The organism is Paenibacillus sp. Y301 (genome assembly GCF_059445505.1).
Genome location: NZ_JCAIUL010000023.1, coordinates 14,990 through 37,412, shown reverse-complemented (window position 1 = coordinate 37,412; position 22,423 = coordinate 14,990). Strand labels below are relative to the sequence as shown.

The window sequence follows — 22,423 nt, the reverse complement described above, 5'->3', positions numbered from 1 at the left end:
CACTCCTTTCTTGTCATGTGGTTACCGCGTGATAGGGAATCTTGAACAAGACAGCTGTCCCTATTCCCTGGGTGCTATCAATTTCGATTCTCTGCTCTCCATTGAAATATAAATGTAGTCTTTTAAATACATTATGTGTTCCCAGCCCAGTGGATTGGCCTTTCCTACCCAAGCTAGGCGTCTCCTCGCGGAAAGATTTGAGAAGTAGCTCAACTGTCTCCCTGCTCATCCCTACACCGTTATCTCGAATCTCAATTCCTACACCTTCATCTACATATCCGATAGTGAGCTTTAACTCTGCGCCCTCTTCCATCTGCTCTATCCCATGTACGAATGCATTTTCCAGAATAGGCTGCAGGGTCAGACATGGAAGCATGCCGTCCAGTGCTCTCTCATCAATATCCATGACAAAAGAAATACGATCACGAAACCGCGCCTTCTGAATGTTGATATATTCGGTCACATGTTCGACTTCTTCACGTAACGACACCGCTTGATCCAGCTTTTGCAGGTTATATCTCAATAGACGGGATACCGATACCGTAAGATCACTTGTCCTTATGGCCCCCTCGATATAAGCCAACTTGGCAATAGAATTAAGGGTGTTGAACAGAAAATGAGGATTAATTTGGCTCTGAAGCATTTTGAGCTCTAACTCTTTCACTAGACGGTCCTTCTCCAGACTATTGATATTATCAGCCATCAAACTTTGAATGTTATCGATCATGCTATTAAAGGTTCGGCACAAGATGCTAATCTCATCATTGTTAATGCTTTCTGGTGCCTTTGTATCCATCCGACCTTTTGATATTTGCTTGGCAGTTGCCACTAGCCGCCGGATCGGTCCCGTTATACTATTCGACAGCCATATGGCCAGAATGATGCTAAGAACTGCAACAGTAACGACCAGTTGCGTCCCTATATTATTCAATTTGTCTGTGGTGGACATAATTTCCTGATAAATCGGCTTATATTGATCAAGCTCAATGTCAACTAATCCCTGAGCCTCCTCGCGTATGAAACGCTCGGTTTTCTCCGCTTCGATATAAGCCCCTGCCATCGTATTAGAATCTTGGTCGTCGATCTTGCCAATCATAGTCTCGACTTGCTCTAAAAACGTATCCATAATATTACGGTAATTTACAAGCGGCAGGTCACTTCCACCAATTGTCTCCAATCCATCTAGCTCTTGTCTCAGCCGCTGAATACCGCTCAGGTGTTTTTCCACTTCAGGAAAACTATCCGCATCGACCTGCATAATGAACCGGTTCATCGATCGCATAATCTCCCCAACTTCATAGGACACTTCCTTATATAGTAAGATACGATTCATCATTAAATGATAGCTTTCCTGCACATTCTTACTGCTTTGGAATAAGAAAAAGGAAACTGTACTCATCAAAACCACCAGTAGTGGAATACAAACCAACAGCTTTTTGCGGATACTCACAGGCCTTCTCCCTTCTGTGCATTATGCTTATCTAACACCATTACCTCTGTATAATATTCAGTTCGTAAGGCTTTTCCCTGAAAATGCTGATGAAGTAGCTTGACTGCTGTATCACCCATTAAAAAAGGCTGCTGTGCTATAGTTGCCTTAATCTCACCCCTTAGAATGGCATCCAGTGTCTCTTCCTGATTATCAAAACCAACGATCGTAAGAGAATCTCGTTTCAAGCTCTTCGCAGCCTGAAGAACACCCAGAGCATCTGTTGCACTGGTACCCACCATGATCGAAATGTCTGGATGTGCCTTTAGCATTCCCGCTGCTTGCTGAATCGCTTCCATATGTGAAATGTTGGAGCTGCGAACATCCACAATGTTTAGATCTGTGTATTGCTTCACTATGTTTTGTAGCCCTTGTAACCGTTGTAGCTGATTCTCGGCAAGCTCGCTCCCTATAATGACACCTATTTGTCCAGATCCACCTGTAGTCTCTGCAACAAAACGCCCCATGTTTTCTCCCGCCGCCTCATTATCCGTACCTACATAAGCCAGTCTTTTACTAGCCGGAGCATCCGTATCGATGGTCACAACAGGAATGCCACGCTGCACAGCCTTATCAATGACCGGTGTAAATCGCTCACCATTTAGACCTTGGACGATAATCCCGTCCACTCGGGCAGCAATCGCTTTTTCCAGTAAATGAATCTGCTCGTCCATGTTGTTGCGGACCGGACCGGTAAATTCAATATCCATTCCATACCTTTCCGCAGCTTTCTCCGCACCCTTCTCAATCATTTCCCAGTAAGGATGATAACGTTCCTGTTCAATCAGTACGATATGATACCTGTGTCCCACATTCTCGGGATGACCATGTAATTCCTGAACAATACTGCCCATCTTACCGGATTGACGCCCAAATCCAATAAATTCATAAGCCAGTAGAAATATTAGCAATACAGCCACACACGACAGCCATTTTTTATCCAATATTATTCACCTCATTCCATATCCTAAGCATTATTGGAAACGGTTGCAATAAAATTATGGACTGGTATATCAAAAGTTCTAAGGTAGTCTTGTGTATTGGTTCTGTTTATACAATTAACGACGGAAAAACACATCTCTTTGAGATGTGTCTAGAAATATATTAATAACCAATGGTACTTACTCTGCTCTTTTTACATTCAACTTATTTACCTGATGCTAAGCCTACTTTATTTAAATTAGCTATTGTACCACCGTCTACACGTAAGTCTATACCTGAAATATAGGATGCTGCATCGCTAAGAAGGAAATCTACAGCTGTTGCTATTTCAGAGGGTTCACCTTCACGACGTAATGGAGTAATATCCAGCATAGCTTGCATTTCTACTTGTTGAGAAGCTTCTAGCCGTCCCATTGGTGTATTGATTGTGCCAGGAGAAATCGAATTAATTCGCGCTCCCTTTTCTCCCCAATTCCAAGCTTGATCTTCAACAAATAATATCACGCCCAATTTGGAAAACGTGTATGCCGCCCCGGGATTCCCTTGAGCAAATTGTTCCACAGCTTCAACAATATTGTCAGCTAATGGTTGTTTTAGAACGTCAGAATATGGACCTACTCGTGGTAACATATGACCGCTCATTGAGGAAATACATACTACTGAAGTTCCTTGCGTTGCATATGGGAGAAATGCTTCTAATACAATTCCTGTACCCAATAGGTTCACTTCCGTGATCCGTCTAGAATCGGCCATAGATGGTGATAATCCTGCTGTATGAATCAAACCTTTTAGGGTTCCTAGCTCTGCAGATTTTTGTGCCAATGAAGCAACGTTTTCTCGTGAAGTAATATCAACGGTTTGGTAATAAACATCTGTAATCCCTTTAGCCGCCAATTCTTCTTTAGCTTGAATCAGTCGTTCTTCAGAGACATCAGCCAATAATACAGTTCCCTTTTTTCCTACCAATTCAGCCGTTGCTTTTCCCATTCCACCTGAACCACCAGTAATCACATAAACGGATTTAGTCATTTATCATTTCGCTCCTCGACATGTTATAATTCAAGTATATAATCCAATATATTAGAACGGACGAGACATTTTCATTAAATATGTTCATAGGGGTGTCACATTTGGAGACTACAAAGGAGACTATTCGGGTTGCACTTTTGAAATTGTTGAGCACGAACAACTTCAAAGATTTGACGGTGAAAGAAATTGCTCATGCGGCAAACATTTCTCGATCGACATTTTATTTATATTTTGTAGATAAGTATGACCTGATGGACGATGTAAGAAGGTTATTAAATGATCGCTTTCTATCTTTCTATCAAAGCCAACACCCCGGTTGGGAACAGCCCATGATCCTACATTTATGTCAGCATTTTGTTAAGTATCGCTCATTTTATAACGTAGAATTTAATGATGCTAACACTATCCAGAATCTATCTGACAGATTAACAACGCAATTAATGCTTATATTTGATGATCAAGATTATGCGATTTTTGCAAGCTATGGCACCATTGGCTTCTTAAGTCGTTGGCTCAAAGACTCTTTTGTTATAAGCCCTTATGAAGCAGCAGAGAAACTATTAAAAATTGGATTTACCAATTGGTCAAAAGAAATCGAAACTAACGATATTTACATTGCAGGTATGCTGAAATAATGAATAGGTTATACGAAGGACGATCTATACTTCATATCTATGAACTAATGCAAAGAAGCAGCCTATAAACAAACTTATAGGACTGCTTCTTTTCATGTGAATCTTTTCATTATCAATAAATTCATAAGCTTAACTGCTCACAAAACTTCATTGAATATGCCTTGTTTCGGAAAGGAATCCCTCTTTCACACCATTATAGACTTCAAACTCCCTTAATCGCTGCCATAGGCTTGCATGTTGCCACTACATCAGCTAGGGATGCACCCACCACACTATCAATAATCCGATCCACGTCTTTATATGCTTGAGGACATTCATCTAGAATCGTTGCTAAGGAACGGTGGTTGACCAGGATTTCTTCATCGGACCCCACTTTCATGGAACGCTGGAATTCATCAACAGTCACTAATTCCTTCGTAGCTTTCCTTGATCTAGCTCTGCCTGCTCCGTGACAGATGGAATAGAAATTCTTCATCCCTTCTTCTTTACCGATCATAATGTAAGAAGAAGTTCCCATGGAGCCAGGAATTAATGCTGGATGTCCCGTTTCTCTGTAAGCCGCTGTATTGAGGAAATGTCCTGGTGGCAACGCACGTGTTGCTCCCTTTCGATGAACAAGCATCGCCTCATTCCGATGATGTTCCTTCAATGCATAGTTATGCATCAAGTCATACAGCACAGGGAACTCAATATCGTCTCCGAAACATTCACGGAAAGCCTCGCGAACACCGAAGGCAATCATATGTCTGTTACTTACCGCGAAGTTTAAAGCGGAGTACATCAGATTGAGATAGCTTTGCCCTTCATCGCTCGAGATCGGTGCATAGATCAGATTACGGTCAGGATTCTCTATCCCCCAGTTGAACATGGAGGCTCGGAATAACTTCGTATACTCTTGCCCAAGTCTAGCACCCCACGCCCGAGAACCCGAATGAATCATTACGATAACTTGCCCATCAAATAATCCCCATTGTGTCGCTAGATTCTTCTGTGCTTCTTCGATCTCTAGGTATTGTATCTCGATAAAATGATTCCCACCACCCAATGTTCCTAATTGACCATGAGCGTATTTGTGAATATGATCTGGTAGCTTATCAAGATGTTGATGATCGAACTTGAATGTCGACTGCTCAACGTGTGTCAGCCATTGCTCATTTGGAACATAGGCACTCGGAAGCCCATTCAGACCATACTTTACGACTTCCTTTATATCTATATCTGCATAATGAGAGTTCGTACGTTCATTCGTCGGAACATATTTCTCAATCGTCTTAATTAGCGCTCTGCGTACACCTTTATCCTGAATGTCCTTCTTGTGTAGAGGTGTCGTATGCACACGCATCCCACACCCAATATCTACACCCACAATAGAGGGAGATACAAATCCATCCTTCATATTCCACACCGCTGTTGTCCCGATACAGGTTCCAATACCAACATGAGCATCTGGCGTATAGCTCATATATACATTACGTGGAATTCTTAAGTTGTTATCGGCCATTTCAAAGGGTCTCGAATCAAACGATTGATAAATATCCGAATTAGCAAATACGTGCAGATTGCCATTAGGTAGATCGACTTCATAATGATTATTTCCGTGGAACTTTTCTATTCTTTCCATTTTGTAACCTCCAGGTTTCTTCTTGATCTGAATTCATCATCGCTGATTTTAACGGCTACGAACATGGTGAAAGTATTACGACCACCTAAATATTTGGTACAATATTGAAATACATATATGAAAAGTGAGGGATTTCCTTGGCACGAGAAAGCTTTGATAAAGAAATCCAGTTCCTAAGGATGCTAGTCCTAACTAGTGGAGCATACAGCCGAACACAATTTGCAGAGAAGCTCGGCATCTCTGTCCATACCTTTGATAAGACACTTCGACGACTTAAAGAAATTGCCGGACCAGATTTTACTAGCTCATTGCATAACAGCTACTATGAATCAACCGATCCGATGTTATTATTCCTGTTCCGAGGGAAATCCCTCAAGGAATCCGAAAGTCAAAGAATAGCTATATTGATGGCCTCGATCCATGAAAGAGCATCCACTGCGCTCGAACTCCTTGATATATGCTCCTTAGCATTTACAAGCGAAGAGACACCACCCGATGAGAAAACGATTCGCAGCGATCTGAAATATCTAGAAAAGGTAGGTGTCATCTGTAAACAATCGGGACAGCGTCCCTATCGCTACTGTATCCAAAATGAACTTATCCAACAGCTCACATCCGATGAATTAATCGATTTATATGATTTTATCGATATTATGGCAAATACGCAGGTTCCATCCGTACAAGGATATTTACTTCGCGATGGACTTAAAAAACAAATAAACAGAAGCTCATCTATCCCTCAAGAATTTGAGGTTTATCTATACAAATATCATTATTACTCTCGTATATTAGATGAAGCGCATTTATTCACGCTATTAGAAGCCATCCATAGTTATCGTAAAATACGTTTTCTATATTTTTCACCAAAGTCTTCACAAAGCTATACGTCTCGTAATACCAATCCACGATATGAACGTGAAATCACAGGTAAAGAAGAAATTATACTCCCACTCAAGATCGTCTACGATCATCAATATGGACGGTGGTATCTCTTAGCGTACTGTACGCGACATGGGATTAGGAAGTATCGGATGGAAGGGATGACACAACTTGTGCAAGAAGAGCCTGTCGACCCATCTTACTATGGGGAGAAAAGGATCGATTTAGAAAGTAAAATCAAATACAGCTGGTTAATAGATACAAGCGGTCCTGTCACCATTCAGATGAGATTCTATAATCCCAATGATAACAATACGAGTTCAAACTTCGTTAAAGCGCGTGTGCTACTACAAGGTCAATGGGGACAAATTGTAGAAGAAAATGACGATTTTTTCGTATATGAGATTGTGGTCAATGGGACATCAGAGATCAAACCATGGATCAGAAGTTTCGGATCTAGCTGCGAAGTACTAAAGCCAATTAATCTACGTAAAGAAATGATTGCCGAATGGAAGGAGATTCGAACCTATTATGAATTTATTTGAAAAAATATATAGCCATCAAATCCTCTCCTTATTAGAAGACTCAGGAACTTATATGATTACTTCACAGGAGAGATCTTGGCTAAAGACGATGATGGACCTTCCCGTCGCATCTGAAGCTTTTTCAGCGAACACATTACATAAACTTCAAACTACTCTGCATACGGAAAAATCAATGAATACAGAAGCAATCATCGAAAAGGCACGTAGTGTAGAGAGTCAAGTATTCCACCCTCTACTTCGTAGCCTACGTCGTATGATTATGAATAAATCAGGAATAAACATGACCTATTCATCCAAGGGAGGAAGACTCTTTGATAACAAGATCGGTTATCCGTATAAGTTGGAATATTCCATGATTAAGAGAAGCTGGTATCTACTGTGGTACCCTATAGCTAACCATTCTTTGATAAGCACCAAGCTAGAACATATTCAATCAATCAGCGAGTTAGAAATGTCCGAAGAGCAAGTGAACAACATTAGTAAAAGAATTGAGAACATCCTTGAGAAACGTAAACAACAAGCCCTACTTGAGGTCGGACGACCCTATAATCCAGAGCTCTCACGCATTCTCTATGCAATCTCTTGTTTCGAAAAAGAAGTATCTTATGACTCGATGAAAGACACTTATACGATTCTACTAACCTTTGCTAATAATGAGGCAGAATATGTATTATCGAAGCTTCGTTTTCTGGGTAAACGCGTTCGTGTGGTTGAAGGTGCATATCTGAAAAAGCGGATGCTAGAGTCGGCTAATAAGGCTCTAGATCGGTATGAGAATAGTGTTGACTAAATAGGAGGAATGGCTTAATTTTTCAAGTGATTGAATGTCATTACAAGAATGAATTTAATAAGCGCTACTAAAAGTGGATCCACTTTTAGTAGCGCTTGTTTTATTTGCTTATCAGTCATTATTCTTGTACAATTCGAAATTTGCTGATCATTTCGCTCACTTGTTCGCTTGATTGTTTCATTTGTTCAGCCGCAAGATGTAACATGGAATAAGCACGCATCTGGTCCGAAGAAGCCGAACTTATCTCCTCTGTGGCAGACGCTGCATCTCGAGCCACATGAGATATCTTAGTAATGGATGAAACAACCTGTTCCCTGATCACATTCATCTGCCCTATATCCTCATCCATTTCTTGAATCGAGTTAATGAATTCCTTTAGCATATCCGCAATCGATTCAAAAACTATTCCCGACTCCTGAACAATAAGCGATTGTTTGGAGACAACCAATTCGGTCTGATTCATAACCTGTAACGTTTGAGAGACTCCTGCCTTGAGGCGTTCGATCGTGATGTTTATGCTCCTTGTTGATTCATAAGTCATGGTCGACAGCTTGCGAATCTCTGTAGCCACGACCGCAAACCCTTTTCCGGACTCGCCTGCACGTGCCGCTTCGATGCTCGCATTTAGTGCGAGGAGTTTCGTGTGTTCAGATACGTCATTAATCGTTTGAACGATTGTGGAAATGGTAAGCATCTGTTCTGCCAGACCTTCAATATGTTGTACGACCCGTTGGTTTGCTTCAGTCGTCTGTAAATTATGATCCTGCAATTTAAGTACTTTATCCATACCGCCTCTTAAGATAATTTCAGCTTCTGAAGATAGGCTGGTCATTTTTTTATTTCTTTGATTTACCTTTTCAATCGTGCCCGATAACACCATCGTTTCACTGCTCGTCACCTCTGTTAAGGACGCTTGCTCCGAAGCACCTACTGCAATTTCATTAATGCCCGAAGTCATTTCCACACCGGTTGCTGTTATTTGTTCCGCAATAGAAGTAAGTTCCTCAGCGGAAGTATTCACATGGCGAATCGATTGGTCTACTGTCGAGATGAGTTCTTTCATACGCAACGCCATGATATTAAAATCAGCGGTTAATTCCCCAAGTTCATCCTGTGAGAAGGTATGTATATCGATCGCTAGATTACCTTCTGCCATCTCTCGTACACATCCGCGTAAATAACGAATTGGTCGATGAATCGAACGGATGATCACATAACCAAGAAACGATGAAGCGATCATGCCTGATAATGTTAATAGAATACTAATCAATTGCAAGAAGCCATATTGCTTTTGTGCGTTGTCCAACATGATTTGATTATCAGCGTAGTACATATCGCCTATAAGATCCAACGTCTCCTCCATCTGGTCAAACTTTACACTGCCCTCTTGATAGGAAAGAAGCTCTGCACGTTTACGGACAGTTGAATCCTTTGACGATAGTCCGTCAATTACTTTTTTGGAAACCGAGTCATACGCTACAACCGCTGCTTCGTGGTCTTGAATCATCTTTTCCTCATTATCAAAAATAGCACCAAATGACTTATACTTATTGAATCTGTTCTTTGCCGAGTCCTTCTGTTTGTTAAGCTCTTCTAATTGCTCAGTAAATTGACTCGACCCTGGTACATAATTGTATAATGATCGTTCTACTAACAGCATCTGATATAAGTCGATATTCGCTGAACGAATGTTATCAAGGACTTCCGCCCTGATACTGAGGCTCGCCTCAAGTGAGGATTGCACCCTCTGTAAATTGAAAATCCCAACCCCTCCGATCACAAGGTTGGTAATTACCGTAACGACGATCGTTAGAATTACCTTGTTCCTAATCGTCATAAGTTTCTTCCCTTTCATTATGCCGCACTCCTCCATCCGGTTCTATTGCACTACTCCAACTGTTATTCGACATGATTTATCAAAACCCCTGCTAAAAACCAAGACTAAATAACTAATGCCTATATCAATGTTAGTACGTTTTGCCTAGAAGATGCGCTTCTGAAGATCGGATGTTAAAATAGGCTAAAAGAGCTTAGCGATTTATCCAAGACCATAATCCTGTCTAGGAGGCACGACCATGATGAGACAAAGTATTCCATACCAACGAATGTTTAATCAGCACATAGCTGGTGGGAAGTTTGACAAACCTGAACAGGTTGTCCAACACCTTGGAGCTTTACAATCACAAGATTATCATCAGGCTCTGTGGGCCATCGGAGTACGAATGAATTCTGCTACAGTAGGTACTATCGAGCAAAGCATCGAAGAGCACAAGATCTTGCTGACTTGGCTGATGCGTGGCACAATTCATTCCGTGTTACCAGAAGATGTAAGGTGGATGACAAAACTTCTGGCTCCACGCCTTCTAGCGCAGGATCAACGAAGACTTGTACAGTTAGAACTTGATCAGAAGATCATCGAACACTGCAAGCAGATCCTCTATGATGCATTACGGGGGAACAAGCGGATAACCCGGCCCACTATTATGCAATTGTTAGAGGCAGATGGGATCAGTACCAATAATCAACGGGGTTATCATCTTCTGTGGTATATCGCGATGTCCGGTCTCATCTGTCTTGGACCGCGGGAGGGCAAGCAACAGACTTTCGTATTACTAGATGAGTGGGTGCCAGCCACCAAAGAATTATCCAGGAGCGAAGCTCTCGCTTTGCTCGCGGAACGTTATTTTACCGGCCATGGTCTCGCAACTGTTCAAGATTTAGCTTGGTGGGCTGGAATTACGCTTTCGGATGCAAAACAAGGTGTTGAAGCTGCTCAATCTCGACTAATCATGGAAAAGATACAAGGGCAGGAATACTGGGGAACTGAGCACCTCCACGTTGGGGCAATGGAAGAAGAATCAAATGTCTATCTGCTTCCGGGATACGATGAATATCTGCTTGGGTATAAAGATCGAAGCGCAGTATTAAGGACGGAATATGCCCATCACATTGTTCCCGGTAATAACGGTGTATTCATGCCGACTATCCTCATCGACAGTCAAATTGCAGGGACGTGGAAACGAACTCTTAAGAATAAAGGGATCGACATCGAATTCAGCCTATTTGCACCTCAAAAGAAAAGAGAACAACGACTCATCGAGGCTGCGGAGAGATATTGCGAATATGTAGGACTGCCTTTGGCTACGACATCCTTTCATATCTAAGATAAGATTACTTCAACGCATTAATCTACATCTGTTGGCTGACTAAATAATAATAGAGTCCCTTCGCTTGAAGTAACTCGTCGTGGGTTCCGCTTTCTACGACTGTGCCTTGGTCCAGCACAACGATACGATCAGCATGCTTAATTGTGCTTAATCGATGGGCGATGATCAACGTGGTTCTATTTTTAACAATGGAATCCATATTATTCTGAATCTTTCTTTCCGATTCCGTATCGAGCGCGCTCGTTGCATCATCAAATACAAGTAGAGGTGGATCGCCAAGAAGTGCTCTCGCAATCGCAATTCTTTGGCTTTGTCCTCCAGATAAACGCATACCTCCGTCACCAATCATCGTATGATACTTCAGAGGGAGAAAGCTGATAAACTCATGGGCTCCTGCTAATATCGCCGCGGCTTCCATCTCATCCATAGTGGCATCCGGCTGACCAAACGAAATATTATCGTGGATTGTTCCTCGAAAAAGCGCTGTATCTTGCTGTACAACTCCGATATTTCGGCGTAAAGATATCGCGTCAAGGGTTCGCAGATCATTGCCGTCCAACCGGATCATCCCACTTGAGGGCTGATATAAATTCATTAATAAGTGAGCAAGTGTTGATTTCCCCGAACCACTTCGTCCAATTAATGCAACGGTTTCTCCAGGCCATATGTCTAGGCTAACATTCTGTAATACGTTATTCCCATCCGCATCATAACGGAATGTAACATTCTCAAAAGATAGTTGACCTTTAACATCCACAAGTGTCCGCATTTGACTTAGATCAGGCTGCTCCAAAGAAGCTTGAAACACGTCGTCCAATCTTTCTATTGAAATTCGCGCTTCCATGAGATCGTCCATCATTTGAATCATATAAGAGATCGCCTGGGTTACAGCCGTTAATAACACGGTAAAAGCAATCAATTCTCCTGTCGTCATATCGCCTTGCAATACAAATCGCGAACCGAAATATAGAACAGAAATGGTTCCAAGTGTCCGAATCCATTCCCCACCTGTCTCCGCAGATACCCATAGTAAGGTTCCTTGTAATCGAAGCTCCATTGCTTTTTTAAATTTATCCTTTAATTGATTAAATACGTTTTGCTCGGCAGTGAGTGACTTAACCGCTGCAATATAACTCACAGACTCCACCATCGTTGTCTCCGAATCAGCATGGGCTTGAAATTGCTTCCGGCTATTCTTTCGCATGCGTGGAGAAATAACATAAATCAAGACTACATATAGAGGGAAAATGACAGAAGCCATGAAGAACAATTCCACATTGTAATACAACATTAACGATCCATACACGACTATCGTAACCAGGTCCAAAATGAAATTCGTAGCCCCAGAAGTGAGAATTTGACGTATTTTCTCATTTTCATTCACCCGTGTGAGGATGTCACCCACAGTCCGTTCGTTGAAAAAAGATAAGGGCAGACCAAGTACATGTTTGTAAAACGCATGAACCATGTTCATATCGATCTGTAGCGCCGTTTTCGAATGATCCATTGTCTAATAAACACAAAAAAACCGTTAACCAATGAAATCGACAGCATCGCTAACATTAGAACTGTAAGTAGGCGGTCATTTCGATTAACCAGTACGTTATCAATGACCATCTGAGTAATAATAGGCAAAGAAAGTGAGATAAGCTGAATTCCAACAGACAACAACAAAATGAAAACCAGCATTCGTTTATACGGCCACAAATAGGCAGCATATCTTTGCAACGTCGAACCCCGAGAACCTGATTCCTTTAATGCCGCCGTTCGGATAAGCGTTAGGAGCAACCCATTCCAATTCTTAGCAAATTGTTCATGGGTCAGCTTCTCGACGCCGATTGCAGGATCTCCCACATACACATACTCTTTATCGTAACTTGGTACACGACTATATAATGATTTCCTTTCCAATGCGCAATCGCTGGTAAATGAACATCGTGCAGATTCGTAATATCCGTTCTCATACCTTCTACTTCGAACCCTAGCGTTATTGCGGCTTCCTTCAATCCTTGGAGCGAAGTTCCTGATCTGGAGGTACGAGTAATCGACTTAATATGATTAATCGGAATCGATACGCCATAATATTTACATATCATGCTCAAACATGCGGGTCCACTGTCCGTTTCGCTTTGCTGCAAAATGACCGGATATCTTCTCCACGGCATGCTTCTCTTAACATGGAATCGTTTATTTGCTGTCATATTTCCCTTCACAACTTCACCCGGTTCTACACTTGGTTCAGCCACAACTTTGTCCTTCTTTTCGGGAATATGCCTACCTCTCAAACTGTCATTCGAGGAAATCGAAAGCATCGCTTCCTTGTTTTGTGGATATTTACCAATCAACTCGTCAAAGTCTTCCTTTGACAGGCGAAATAGGATAGCATCCATTGTCGTTCTAACAGTAGCCTTCTGTGGTTCTCCATTCAGCAATGCCATTTCACCAATGAAATCACCCGCTTGCAATCTATTAAGCAATTCCCCACTACTTTCCTTTACAACATCCACTTTCCCAGACTTCAATATATAAAAAGCGTTCCCGGGCTCTCCTTCCGTCACTACAGACGATCCCGTTGTATAGGGGCAAATCGTTATTTTATCTATCAGTGAAGTTATCACCTTGTTTTCGAAATTGGCAAACACAGTGGAGCTTTGCAAGAATAATCGCTTAGAATACATAGTTACATATTGATTTATATATCTGTCCAGCTCAGGGTGTAATGTCAGCATTTGAACAAAATCTTCCTTCGACATCTTCAATAATTGCAGTTCCGTAGATGCCCTAATCGTGAAATCAATGATTGAGTTGTTCAATAACCCGCTTTCGCCAAAGTGCTCACCGGGATGGAGTAGACCCAGATTTATCTCATCACCATTTGCCTTTTCTTTGATTCTTCTAACTTTACCGGACACGATGAAATAAAAGGCATGCATCTGTTCACCAGTGCGAACGATCGTCTGACCCATTTCATATTGTTCAGAAACAAGTCTCTGCCCTAAGCGTTTCTTCTCCTCTGCATTCAATACATCCAAAATTGATATCTGATTTAACAGCGTGCCCACCATACTTCTCATCCCAATTTGAGTTGAATTATACTTGATCCCAAAGTGGAATCTCAATTGCGGCTTTGTTCAGTTGCTCATCGACCCACTCCTTGAACACAATAGAACTTATGTCCCTCTTCAATCCGATACATTAACTCTCGCGCTGCTCCATACTCCTTCATGACGATTTGCGATAGGATGGCTGAATCGAAAGAAGGGCGATTCTCGTAAAAATGTTGTTCAACTTGATCTCGACAAACGTTCTCCATCACTTTGAATTCAATCAACTGATCTCGAATCGATTCCGCAAGATCATCAAGAGTCATCTTGTTACGCTGTAACCATTCCGTTGCCGCGGCTACTTGTAATAGCCCATGACTCCTCCGATAATCGTCGATTCCCTGCTGTAGCTCATCTCCACTGACCGAAATAGCATTAGCTGAAGCATATCGTTCAATGATTACTTGTCTCACTTTACTCTGTACCACATCAAATGTCTGATGGTTCTTAGCATGACGTAATACTTCATTCAGGCTAATGGACTGTCCATCCATTGTAATCGCAATTATCTTGTGTAGAGACATATCCACAACCTCATTTATATTCATAGGATAGAACCAAAAATCACCCCTCAACAACATCTTGGGGTGATCGTAAAAATCAAAAATAAGTTAAGCTAATCTATGGGGCATAGGCCTTTTTTCCACAGATCGGGGTGTTCCGACTTTGGGTAGTAGTTGCAATACCTTGTCTCGAATGCCCGTTACCTCCCAAGACTTGTTTCATCTCTTGTTCGGTTAGCGTTTCACCTATCTCCTGCAATTCAACGAGGCACAGTTTCACTTCTTGATTGTTCTTCTCTAGCATTGTTATCACCTCATCTCCATTAGTCTTAATATTAATCTAACGGGGATAACGATGGTTATCAAGCAACTAAAGTTGTATTGGTTAGAGTCATTCTATACCTATACTAGCACCTTACATGCTTCCGTTTGAAGCCAAGTTGCCCTCTTTCTACTGCCTTTTTTATATTATTGGAAGCGTTCAAAATTTTGCTTTTGGCGGTACCTTGATTCACTTCTACCTGCCCTACTTCCTTCGCAACTTCGACCGCCTTATCATGAAGTGGTAGGTAGGATACCGCCACAGTGTATATAAAGTTGTTCATCGCGTATTTCGCGCGTTCGGGGGCATCATGAATGGTTTTTTTTATAAGTTCCAATAGATCAGCGATTTTCTCTTCGGCAAATTCACGATCTGGACGATTGCCAAGCAGCCAGCAGTAACAGCTCCAGCCCCCCGACATTCTCAGCTCGATATCACTTGTAATCCATTGATCGGCAACCTCTTGTGCAATATCCGTCTCTGCCAGAGTTACCGCTACCACATAATCCGATAACATATAAAAATAAGCTCCATCCATCCACCGTTCGAAATCCGCCTTAGACATTGCCATCGGATCAGCGATCATCCCCGCAAAGTACATGGCATCATAATTCCCTGTGGCATAGAGTTGCTCAGCCAATGGCTGATTTCGTTTTATTTTCTTGAAGATCGGTTTCATCTGGCCAGTAGCCACGCCAAAGAGCGGTTCATGCGCGCCGTTGGTTTGATATATCTTCTTGGTTCGTTCCTTTCCAAGAACCTCAAGCTCTTGCATGACTGATTCTAGATTCATTATTCGCACTCCTTTTTGATAGATTATCCGTCAGGATGAAATCCTTCTTCATTCGAATATATCATAAAATAAGGTTAATCCAATGCCACCAGGCGACTGTAAACTTTCATTATAAAGGAAATTCCCAATTTTTTCATTGACAACCTATCTAAATACGATATATATTTAATGACATTGATAATCATTATCATAATATTAATAAAAAATATATTACATATAAGGAAGTGTACACACATGAACACAAAACGAAAGTACTCATTCGCTACATTATTCATTTCCGGTTTACTTGCAATCACACTAGTTGGTTGTTCTAATCAGCAATCCAATGCAAATCCTACACCCTCTCCGACTGCGAGCAATTCAGCAAGTACAGAAACTACTCAAACAGAAACTCCTGCTACTCCGGATAACAATGTCCAATATCCGATCGTGATTAAGCATGCTTTTGGCGAGACGACTATTAAGAGCAAGCCTGAACGTGTAGCTACGATTCAATGGGCGAATCACGACGTTGTTCTCGCTCTTGGTGTTGTTCCTGTAGGTTTCTCAGCGGCAAACTTCGGGGTTCAGGATGATAGCGGACTATTGCCTTGGACATCCAAGAAGCTAGATGAACTTAACGTAAAGGACCCAAATGTTTTCATGGATACAGATGGTCTTGATTTCGAGGCTATTTCAGATTCCAAACCGGATGTTATTCTTGCGGCTTACTCCGGTATAACTCAGGAAGACTACGATCTTCTGACTCAAATCGCTCCAGTTGTAGCATATCCGACTGCTCCTTGGACAACCACATGGCGCGAGCAAGTCACTTTAAATGCAACGGGTATGGGTATGGCATCCGAAGGTGAGCAACTTATTAAAGACACCGAGGACATGATTAACGAAAAGGTAAGCGCATATCCTCAGATTAAAGGTAAGAAGGTGGTTTGGGTTAACTTCTCTGCTGAAGATATGTCTAAACTACATATTTATACACCTGTAGACTCTCGTGTCTCTTTCCTGCATGAGTTGGGAATGGTTGATCCTGAAAGTATTACTAAACTAATTACAGATCCTAACAGCTACTCATTAAATTTAAGTGCTGAGAATGCTGAGGCCCTTAACGATGCAGATTTAATCGTTGGATATGGTGATGATGCGTTGTATCAAGCTATTAAAGCTGATCCACTACTTGGCAAAATCCCTGCGGTCCAAAGAGGTTCTGTAGCGTTTATTGAGAGCGATACACCATTGGTAGCTGCTGGAACGCCAAATCCACTGTCCATTTCTTATACCATAGACGATTACCTGAAGTTAATCGTTGGAGCTATTGACAAGATCAATGAATAATTCAGCGATTCCGAACACCGACCATACAAAATCACATACTCCGAAGAATTTCACCTTGGTTCTAATCATTTGTTTCATCCTGTTAGGCATAAGCGTGTTTGTCTCACTGGTCTACGGCTCTCGACCCGTGAGATTTCACGAACTGATAGACGGCTTATTTCACCAGGAAGTAGACTCCTACGGTGCAAATGTGGTTCGTAAACGTATCTCCCGAACTGTTTTCAGTTTACTTTGTGGGGCAGCACTCGGAGTTTCCGGATCGCTTATGCAATCCGTCACTCGCAACCCTCTTGCTGACCCAAGTATATTGGGAGTAAACACAGGTGCATCATTGTTTGTGGTCTTCGGTATTGCGTTCTTGAACATAAGTAGCGCGAGTCAATATATATGGCTAGCTTTGGCTGGGGCTGCGATTACGGCTGTGTTTGTATTCGGAATCGGCTCAATGGGGCGTGGCGGAGCCACGCCCATTAAGCTCGTTCTAGCCGGAGCCGCTATAAGCGCTGCTCTTTCTTCTCTGGTCACAGCCATCATGATTCCACGGTCTTATGTCATGGATCAGTTCAGATTCTGGCAAGTAGGTAGCGTAGGCTCCGCAACGTGGAGCGCTATTGGTACTTTCATTCCATTTCTGATTATCGGAATGCTTATCGCTTTTATTACTGCCCCTGCACTTAACGCGCTAGCACTCGGGGACGAAGTTGCGACGGGCCTAGGCGTCCGAACAGGAATACTGCGGTTTATAGCCGCTTTTGCAGGTGTTATATTGTGCGGTGCGGCTACGGCTCTGGCTGGGCCTATTGGTTTCATCGGACTGTTATCTACTCATGTCGTTCGCCTGATTCTTGGACCCGACTTACGTTATGTTATTCCTATGTCAGCCATCGCTGGAGCAATTATTCTGACTTTATCCGATGTAGCTGGCAGACTTATTACTAACCCTGGAGAGCTTGAAGTTGGTATCGTTACAGCATTTATAGGAGCTCCAATCCTAATTATATTAGCTATGCGATCGAAAGTGCGTTCATTATGAGAAATCAATCTATTGAATTTATTATGGCGGGCAGACGTCAAAGACGCCGCCGTTGGATACTTGTTACTAGCCTCCTTACAGCACTTGCAATCATTCTTTGCTGTGCCATGCTTATACTAGGGAACACCATTTATCCCGTTCAAGATGTACTACGAGCTCTTTCGGGAGAGCAAATCCAAGGCGTTTCTTTTGCCGTTAGTACTATCCGTCTACCAAGAATGCTTGCAGGTCTTTTTGCAGGGTTTGCTTTTGGTATTGCAGGTTACACCTTCCAGACCATGTTGCGTAACCCCCTTGCGAACCCAAATGTCATTGGGATTACGTCTGGCTCAAGTGCGGCAGCTGTTTTTTGTATACTTGTGCTTCAGACAAGCGGAGCTATTGTTTCCCTTGCTGCGGTGATTGCTGGTCTTGTTACGGTCCTAGTCATTTATATACTATCCAGAGGGAAGTCATTTTCAATTGGGCGATTAATCCTTATCGGAATAGGTATACAAGCTATGCTTGATGCTGTAATCTCCTATCTCATGGTAGTTAGTTCTGAGCGAGATATTCCATCCGCGCTCACTTGGCTCACTGGCAGCCTTAATGGTTCTCAAATGGATGAGCTTCCGCCTCTTGTCATCATCGTGGTGATCTGTTCGCCTACCCTAATCGTGCTGGGAAAACATCTAAGTATATTAGAACTTGGTGAACAATCTGCTTCATCTCTCGGCGTGAACACGGACAAAACAAGAATTGCACTGATTGTAAGTTCCGTCTGTATGGTTGCTATTGCTACCGCTACAACGGGTCCGATTGCCTTTGTCTCCTTCCTTGCGGGACCCATCGCAACTAGACTCGTCGGAGTTGGCTCTTCGAACGCCATTCCGGCAGGCCTTGTTGGCGTTAATCTAGTCCTGGCGTCAGATCTAATTGGACAATTTGCTTTTGAGTACAGATTCCCTGTAGGTATCATTACCGGATTACTCGGAGCACCTTATCTGATCTTCTTGTTAATCCGAATGAATCGAAAGGGGGAACTATGATGAAACCAGCACATACTTTTCAAGCAGAACAACTCGTAGCAGGCTATGAGAATAAGACAGTTATCCATGGTGTAGATCTTGTTATACCTAGCAATAAAATAAGCGTAATCATTGGATCCAATGGCTGTGGTAAATCTACATTACTTAAAACGCTAGCCAGACTTATCAAACCGACATCTGGAAATATAACTCTTGACGGTAAACCCATTAGTAAAGTCCCATCTAAACAATTGGCTCGCGTAGTAGGTATGTTACCTCAATCACCCATTGTTCCAGAGGGGATTTCTGTATCGGATTTGGTTGGTCGAGGCAGATTCCCACACCAATCCCTCCTCAGCGGATGGACAAAGAAGGATTATGAGGCTGTTGCCGAAGCCATGAGTACGATGGATATTATCGAGTATGCTAATCATAATATCGATGAGCTTTCAGGCGGTCAAAGACAGCGCGTCTGGATTGCAATGGCTCTGGCACAACAAACGGACATTCTATTTCTCGATGAACCGACGACCTTTCTTGATATTACCTATCAGGTTGAAATTCTTGATCTGCTTACAGACCTTAACCGAAAGCGCGGAACTACGATTGTCATGGTTCTTCATGATATCAATTTGTCAGCTCGTTATGCAGACCATATTTTTGCGCTTCAAGAGGGAAAACTGGTCGCTGAGGGTAAGCCAGCAGAGGTTATTACAAATACATTGATTAAAGACATTTTCGGGCTTAATTCTACAGTGATTGAAGACCCCATTTCGGGATCTCCTTTGGTGGTACCGAAAGGTCGATATCATGTTAATGATGAATACACTTCTTAAATAGGGGTGAACTGGTAATAAACAAAGATCGAACAACAAGTAAAAAGACACTAGAGTAGCCAGACTCTTGTGTCTTTTTTTGTTTCCTCCCATTGGGGTAGCCTTCATACTTTATGTACTTAACGGATAAGACTCTATCTGAGTAGCTTTTTATTCAGTTTACCTAATGAGGTATACGGTAAATTGTCGACAAGAATAATTTCCTTGGATAGCTGAGATCTTACCAGTCGAGGACGCAGCCATTCCATGAGCTCTTCTGTTTTCGTTTCGGCATCGGGTATTAGAAGGACAAATACTTTCAATCGCTGTCCATAATGCTCGTCACTAATTTATATAATGATGATAAACAGCTTCTAAAGCCTTGCCGTCAGTATTTCGCATAGCGCTCCGTAAAGCGTATGTTCAAGATTCATTGAGGCAAGAGAGGAGAGTGCCGCCATCGGCGTTGCTGATTCTTTGACCACATGGTAAATTTGTTCCTTCAATTGAAAAAGAATTTGCGCTCAGTTCAGAAGTGCAAACACCTCCGCTTCTACCGAATTCACAGCCATCCGAACATCAGTGAACATTACTTCCAGGGACTTATCCACTGCCTGATCCAGGACAATGATCGTAAGCGTATGCGTATTTCCGTCATATCCCATGTCTGCTGCGATTTCTGCGCCGCCAGCGAATACCTTGACCATCGTATCCGCAAAGCCGACAAAGGATAACTTCCATGACCGCCGCTCAGGCACAACTTTTGTATTACCTAGGGCAGGGAGAATCTTGAAGCTGGCTACATCCCCCATATCCAGTATCATTTCCGTATCGCACCATTGATCGTCCCGGTCCTCCGCAGTATCGCCTTCGTCCTCCCAGAGATGAAAATGACCACATCCCCCAGCAAACACACGAACCTCCATATGCTTAGGATTATCCACCGAAGGGGTATATACCGTCAGGTCCACCAAGGGAACGATGGCACCCGCTTTAGCTAGTACAGGGATATTTTCCATATTACGATAGAGAGAGCTTTCTTCCACCGTCGTACACGCTTCCATTAAAAAAATCAATCCAAACGCCCTCAGGTAGCCAGGCTTTGAATTCTGCGACGCCCCTCTTTGGGTCCGCCGGCTAATTCCTAACACTCATTAGGTGACCCGATTTGTTGCTCACCCGCACACTGAGACCATGCCTGGAGAAAGGCTTCTTGTCATATGTTAAGTGTAGACGATCCGTAATCAATTCAAGCTTGTTTCCCAGATCTATCACGCGAAACTCTGGAACCGTAAAATTGCGGTTCACTACAGTCTGTGACGCCCGGTCTTCAAAAGAGCCCTCTTCGCTGTATTCCATCCGGATGAGCTCTGGGGTTAATACAGTGAAACGATAGCGTTCTCCCTGTATGATCGCGTCAGCATTAGCGTATGGTTCGGAATGAAACTCGAAGTGTTTCGACAATGGCTTCAGCTCTTTAATTTCATTTTTCATCGATAAACCTCTTTTCTTGTTATTAGATGGTTACGAAGAGAAGTTTATTTCACGCTCATATAACGGCTGTACGCATCGGTACGAATCTTAATCATCCGTTCAAGACCCATGTCGTTCAGCTGCTTGATATAGACATCCCATTCTTCGTCAATTTCGCCTAAGATCACAAATTTGGCACGCATTGTATTCACATAACTGTCGATGTCCGTGGTCAACGTCGGCAGCTCCTGAAATTCCTCTACGGTGTACATAACATTAGGGAAAGGCTCAGTTACGTAATCGCTACCCAGCTTATCAAGATCCAGCTTCAATCCGTCCCCACTCTCGGGGATCAGAACAATCTTTTTCTCAAAAGTCGGGAGTGAATAATTCTTTGTCAAGTAATCCTTCTTCAAATAATTTGCTCTCCCATTTGAGAGCCTCTTTGTACTCCTCTGAAATAGGGTAATATACCGCTTTTCCGTCCTTAATCAGCATATGATTGTTATTCAAGTCAGCAATTCCGAAGGGACTAATAAGGTCGTTCCCCATTTCAATATAAGGAATTTCATCTGGTTTTCCGTTTCCGTTTGGATCTTGCTCTTTAAAAGCTTTAAGCACGTTGTAAAGATCGTCGATCGTCTCCGGGACCTTTAGTCCCAGCTTATCTATCCAGATCTTGTTAATCACAGGCTGGCGTGAACTTTTAGAGCGCGACGGCAATCTTGCGGGCAGAGAGTAGATTTTCCCGTCAGGAAAGGTGCTGATTTTTTTCATTTCAGGCGTTTCTTGCATGGCTGCTTTGAGATTAGGCATATATTGTTCAATATAATCATCCAGCGGACGGAAATAACTTAGATTATTGACAATATCAGAATCCCCTAAGGTTTGATCTCCAAGGATGATATCCGGGAGCGTACCGCTTGCCAGCATAATGGGCTTCC

Annotated in this window: 24 protein-coding genes; 8 read left to right on the top strand and 16 right to left on the bottom strand. The window is 42.5% G+C overall.

What is annotated here, in order from left to right:
• Positions 1-13: 13 nt before the first annotated feature.
• The 3 genes from AC1D69_RS23835 to AC1D69_RS23825 all read right to left on the bottom strand — a co-directional run bounded on the left by AC1D69_RS23835 (position 14) and on the right by AC1D69_RS23825 (position 3,460).
• The gene (locus AC1D69_RS23835) at positions 14-1,450 is read right to left on the bottom strand and encodes a sensor histidine kinase (protein ID WP_495458602.1); all 1,437 of its coding nucleotides are present in this window, start codon (positions 1,448-1,450) and stop codon (positions 14-16) included.
• On the bottom strand, positions 1,447-2,433 hold the full coding sequence (locus AC1D69_RS23830) for a sugar-binding protein (protein ID WP_495458601.1): 987 nt from the start codon (positions 2,431-2,433) through the stop codon (positions 1,447-1,449). Before AC1D69_RS23830 ends, AC1D69_RS23835 begins: the two co-directional genes overlap by 4 nt.
• A gap of 202 nt (positions 2,434-2,635) precedes the next feature.
• Positions 2,636-3,460, bottom strand: a complete 825-nt coding sequence (locus AC1D69_RS23825; RefSeq protein WP_495458600.1) for an SDR family oxidoreductase — start codon at positions 3,458-3,460, stop codon at positions 2,636-2,638.
• A 101-nt stretch (positions 3,461-3,561) separates the two neighbouring features.
• Here AC1D69_RS23825 and AC1D69_RS23820 point away from each other — a divergent pair, with 101 nt between their 5' ends.
• Positions 3,562-4,095, top strand: a complete 534-nt coding sequence (locus AC1D69_RS23820; RefSeq protein ID WP_495458599.1) for a TetR/AcrR family transcriptional regulator — start codon at positions 3,562-3,564, stop codon at positions 4,093-4,095.
• A 202-nt stretch (positions 4,096-4,297) separates the two neighbouring features.
• Here AC1D69_RS23820 and AC1D69_RS23815 read toward each other — a convergent pair whose 3' ends face one another.
• Positions 4,298-5,716 (bottom strand): RtcB family protein, encoded by a 1,419-nt coding sequence (locus AC1D69_RS23815; RefSeq protein WP_495458598.1) that lies wholly within the window; start codon positions 5,714-5,716, stop codon positions 4,298-4,300.
• A 137-nt stretch (positions 5,717-5,853) separates the two neighbouring features.
• On the opposite strand from AC1D69_RS23815, the gene AC1D69_RS23810 reads away from it, so the two are divergent.
• Positions 5,854-7,140, top strand: coding sequence for a helix-turn-helix transcriptional regulator (locus AC1D69_RS23810; RefSeq protein WP_495458597.1), 1,287 nt, complete (start codon positions 5,854-5,856; stop codon positions 7,138-7,140).
• Positions 7,127-7,930: a WYL domain-containing protein gene (locus AC1D69_RS23805; protein WP_495458596.1), complete on the top strand. Its 804-nt coding sequence runs from the start codon at positions 7,127-7,129 to the stop codon at positions 7,928-7,930. The genes AC1D69_RS23810 and AC1D69_RS23805 overlap by 14 nt, the downstream gene beginning before the upstream one ends.
• Before the next feature lie 118 nt (positions 7,931-8,048).
• On the opposite strand, the gene AC1D69_RS23800 is transcribed toward AC1D69_RS23805, so the two are convergent.
• Positions 8,049-9,785: a methyl-accepting chemotaxis protein gene (locus AC1D69_RS23800; protein WP_495458595.1), complete on the bottom strand. Its 1,737-nt coding sequence runs from the start codon at positions 9,783-9,785 to the stop codon at positions 8,049-8,051.
• Positions 9,786-10,005: 220 nt separating this feature from the next.
• Here AC1D69_RS23800 and AC1D69_RS23795 point away from each other — a divergent pair, with 220 nt between their 5' ends.
• Complete coding sequence (locus AC1D69_RS23795; RefSeq protein ID WP_495458594.1) at positions 10,006-11,094, top strand: winged helix DNA-binding domain-containing protein; 1,089 nt, start codon at positions 10,006-10,008, stop codon at positions 11,092-11,094.
• A 25-nt stretch (positions 11,095-11,119) separates the two neighbouring features.
• On the opposite strand, the gene AC1D69_RS23790 is transcribed toward AC1D69_RS23795, so the two are convergent.
• The 6 genes from AC1D69_RS23790 to AC1D69_RS23765 form a co-directional block, all read right to left on the bottom strand.
• On the bottom strand, positions 11,120-12,604 hold the full coding sequence (locus tag AC1D69_RS23790; protein WP_495458593.1) for a peptidase domain-containing ABC transporter: 1,485 nt from the start codon (positions 12,602-12,604) through the stop codon (positions 11,120-11,122).
• Positions 12,568-12,951 carry a hypothetical protein gene (locus AC1D69_RS23785; protein ID WP_495458592.1) on the bottom strand — a complete coding sequence of 128 codons (384 nt, stop codon included), beginning with the start codon at positions 12,949-12,951 and terminating at the stop codon, positions 12,568-12,570. Before AC1D69_RS23785 ends, AC1D69_RS23790 begins: the two co-directional genes overlap by 37 nt.
• Complete coding sequence (locus tag AC1D69_RS23780; protein ID WP_495458591.1) at positions 12,918-14,162, bottom strand: cyclic nucleotide-binding domain-containing protein; 1,245 nt, start codon at positions 14,160-14,162, stop codon at positions 12,918-12,920. The genes AC1D69_RS23785 and AC1D69_RS23780 overlap by 34 nt, the downstream gene beginning before the upstream one ends.
• 74 nt (positions 14,163-14,236) lie before the next feature.
• Positions 14,237-14,749, bottom strand: coding sequence for a SurA N-terminal domain-containing protein (locus AC1D69_RS23775; RefSeq protein WP_495458590.1), 513 nt, complete (start codon positions 14,747-14,749; stop codon positions 14,237-14,239).
• Between the two features lie 73 nt (positions 14,750-14,822).
• Positions 14,823-15,008: a hypothetical protein gene (locus tag AC1D69_RS23770; RefSeq protein WP_495458589.1), complete on the bottom strand. Its 186-nt coding sequence runs from the start codon at positions 15,006-15,008 to the stop codon at positions 14,823-14,825.
• Positions 15,009-15,111: 103 nt separating this feature from the next.
• Positions 15,112-15,819, bottom strand: coding sequence for a DNA alkylation repair protein (locus AC1D69_RS23765; RefSeq protein ID WP_495458588.1), 708 nt, complete (start codon positions 15,817-15,819; stop codon positions 15,112-15,114).
• A gap of 234 nt (positions 15,820-16,053) precedes the next feature.
• Here AC1D69_RS23765 and AC1D69_RS23760 point away from each other — a divergent pair, with 234 nt between their 5' ends.
• From AC1D69_RS23760 to AC1D69_RS23745, 4 genes are read left to right on the top strand one after another with little or no spacing between them, the layout of a single operon-like run.
• Positions 16,054-17,151: an iron-siderophore ABC transporter substrate-binding protein gene (locus AC1D69_RS23760; protein WP_495458587.1), complete on the top strand. Its 1,098-nt coding sequence runs from the start codon at positions 16,054-16,056 to the stop codon at positions 17,149-17,151.
• On the top strand, positions 17,144-18,184 hold the full coding sequence (locus AC1D69_RS23755; RefSeq protein ID WP_495458586.1) for a FecCD family ABC transporter permease: 1,041 nt from the start codon (positions 17,144-17,146) through the stop codon (positions 18,182-18,184). Before AC1D69_RS23760 ends, AC1D69_RS23755 begins: the two co-directional genes overlap by 8 nt.
• On the top strand, positions 18,181-19,212 hold the full coding sequence (locus AC1D69_RS23750; RefSeq protein WP_495458585.1) for a FecCD family ABC transporter permease: 1,032 nt from the start codon (positions 18,181-18,183) through the stop codon (positions 19,210-19,212). The genes AC1D69_RS23755 and AC1D69_RS23750 overlap by 4 nt, the downstream gene beginning before the upstream one ends.
• The gene (locus AC1D69_RS23745) at positions 19,212-20,027 is read left to right on the top strand and encodes an ABC transporter ATP-binding protein (protein ID WP_495458624.1); all 816 of its coding nucleotides are present in this window, start codon (positions 19,212-19,214) and stop codon (positions 20,025-20,027) included. Before AC1D69_RS23750 ends, AC1D69_RS23745 begins: the two co-directional genes overlap by 1 nt.
• 134 nt (positions 20,028-20,161) lie before the next feature.
• Here AC1D69_RS23745 and AC1D69_RS23740 read toward each other — a convergent pair whose 3' ends face one another.
• The 5 genes from AC1D69_RS23740 to AC1D69_RS23720 all read right to left on the bottom strand — a co-directional run bounded on the left by AC1D69_RS23740 (position 20,162) and on the right by AC1D69_RS23720 (position 22,412).
• Entirely contained in the window at positions 20,162-20,356 is a 195-nt protein-coding gene (locus AC1D69_RS23740) for an AMP-binding enzyme (RefSeq protein WP_495458623.1), read from the bottom strand.
• Positions 20,357-20,530: 174 nt separating this feature from the next.
• Positions 20,531-21,070 (bottom strand): DUF5110 domain-containing protein, encoded by a 540-nt coding sequence (locus AC1D69_RS23735; RefSeq protein ID WP_495458584.1) that lies wholly within the window; start codon positions 21,068-21,070, stop codon positions 20,531-20,533.
• Positions 21,071-21,143: 73 nt separating this feature from the next.
• Positions 21,144-21,470 (bottom strand): hypothetical protein, encoded by a 327-nt coding sequence (locus tag AC1D69_RS23730; protein WP_495458583.1) that lies wholly within the window; start codon positions 21,468-21,470, stop codon positions 21,144-21,146.
• 74 nt (positions 21,471-21,544) lie between these two features.
• Positions 21,545-21,880, bottom strand: coding sequence for a hypothetical protein (locus tag AC1D69_RS23725; RefSeq protein WP_495458582.1), 336 nt, complete (start codon positions 21,878-21,880; stop codon positions 21,545-21,547).
• Complete coding sequence (locus tag AC1D69_RS23720; protein ID WP_495458581.1) at positions 21,849-22,412, bottom strand: type 2 periplasmic-binding domain-containing protein; 564 nt, start codon at positions 22,410-22,412, stop codon at positions 21,849-21,851. Before AC1D69_RS23720 ends, AC1D69_RS23725 begins: the two co-directional genes overlap by 32 nt.
• Between the last annotated feature and the right edge of the window lie 11 nt (positions 22,413-22,423).

Excerpts from the sequence above, each read along its gene's own strand:
- AC1D69_RS23825 (WP_495458600.1), bottom strand. The coding sequence starts at position 3,460 with ATGACTAAATCCGTTTATGTGATTACTGGTGGTTCAGGTGGAATGGGA.
- AC1D69_RS23815 (WP_495458598.1), bottom strand. The coding sequence starts at position 5,716 with ATGGAAAGAATAGAAAAGTTCCACGGAAATAATCATTATGAAGTCGAT.
- AC1D69_RS23805 (WP_495458596.1), top strand. The coding sequence starts at position 7,127 with ATGAATTTATTTGAAAAAATATATAGCCATCAAATCCTCTCCTTATTA.
- AC1D69_RS23800 (WP_495458595.1), bottom strand. The coding sequence starts at position 9,785 with ATGAAAGGGAAGAAACTTATGACGATTAGGAACAAGGTAATTCTAACG.
- AC1D69_RS23795 (WP_495458594.1), top strand. The coding sequence starts at position 10,006 with ATGATGAGACAAAGTATTCCATACCAACGAATGTTTAATCAGCACATA.
- AC1D69_RS23790 (WP_495458593.1), bottom strand. The coding sequence starts at position 12,604 with ATGGATCATTCGAAAACGGCGCTACAGATCGATATGAACATGGTTCAT.
- AC1D69_RS23780 (WP_495458591.1), bottom strand. The coding sequence starts at position 14,162 with ATGGTGGGCACGCTGTTAAATCAGATATCAATTTTGGATGTATTGAAT.
- AC1D69_RS23775 (WP_495458590.1), bottom strand. The coding sequence starts at position 14,749 with ATGAATATAAATGAGGTTGTGGATATGTCTCTACACAAGATAATTGCG.
- AC1D69_RS23770 (WP_495458589.1), bottom strand. The coding sequence starts at position 15,008 with ATGCTAGAGAAGAACAATCAAGAAGTGAAACTGTGCCTCGTTGAATTG.
- AC1D69_RS23765 (WP_495458588.1), bottom strand. The coding sequence starts at position 15,819 with ATGAATCTAGAATCAGTCATGCAAGAGCTTGAGGTTCTTGGAAAGGAA.
- AC1D69_RS23760 (WP_495458587.1), top strand. The coding sequence starts at position 16,054 with ATGAACACAAAACGAAAGTACTCATTCGCTACATTATTCATTTCCGGT.
- AC1D69_RS23755 (WP_495458586.1), top strand. The coding sequence starts at position 17,144 with ATGAATAATTCAGCGATTCCGAACACCGACCATACAAAATCACATACT.
- AC1D69_RS23750 (WP_495458585.1), top strand. The coding sequence starts at position 18,181 with ATGAGAAATCAATCTATTGAATTTATTATGGCGGGCAGACGTCAAAGA.
- AC1D69_RS23745 (WP_495458624.1), top strand. The coding sequence starts at position 19,212 with ATGAAACCAGCACATACTTTTCAAGCAGAACAACTCGTAGCAGGCTAT.
- AC1D69_RS23735 (WP_495458584.1), bottom strand. The coding sequence starts at position 21,070 with ATGGAAGCGTGTACGACGGTGGAAGAAAGCTCTCTCTATCGTAATATG.
- AC1D69_RS23720 (WP_495458581.1), bottom strand. The coding sequence starts at position 22,412 with ATGCTGGCAAGCGGTACGCTCCCGGATATCATCCTTGGAGATCAAACC.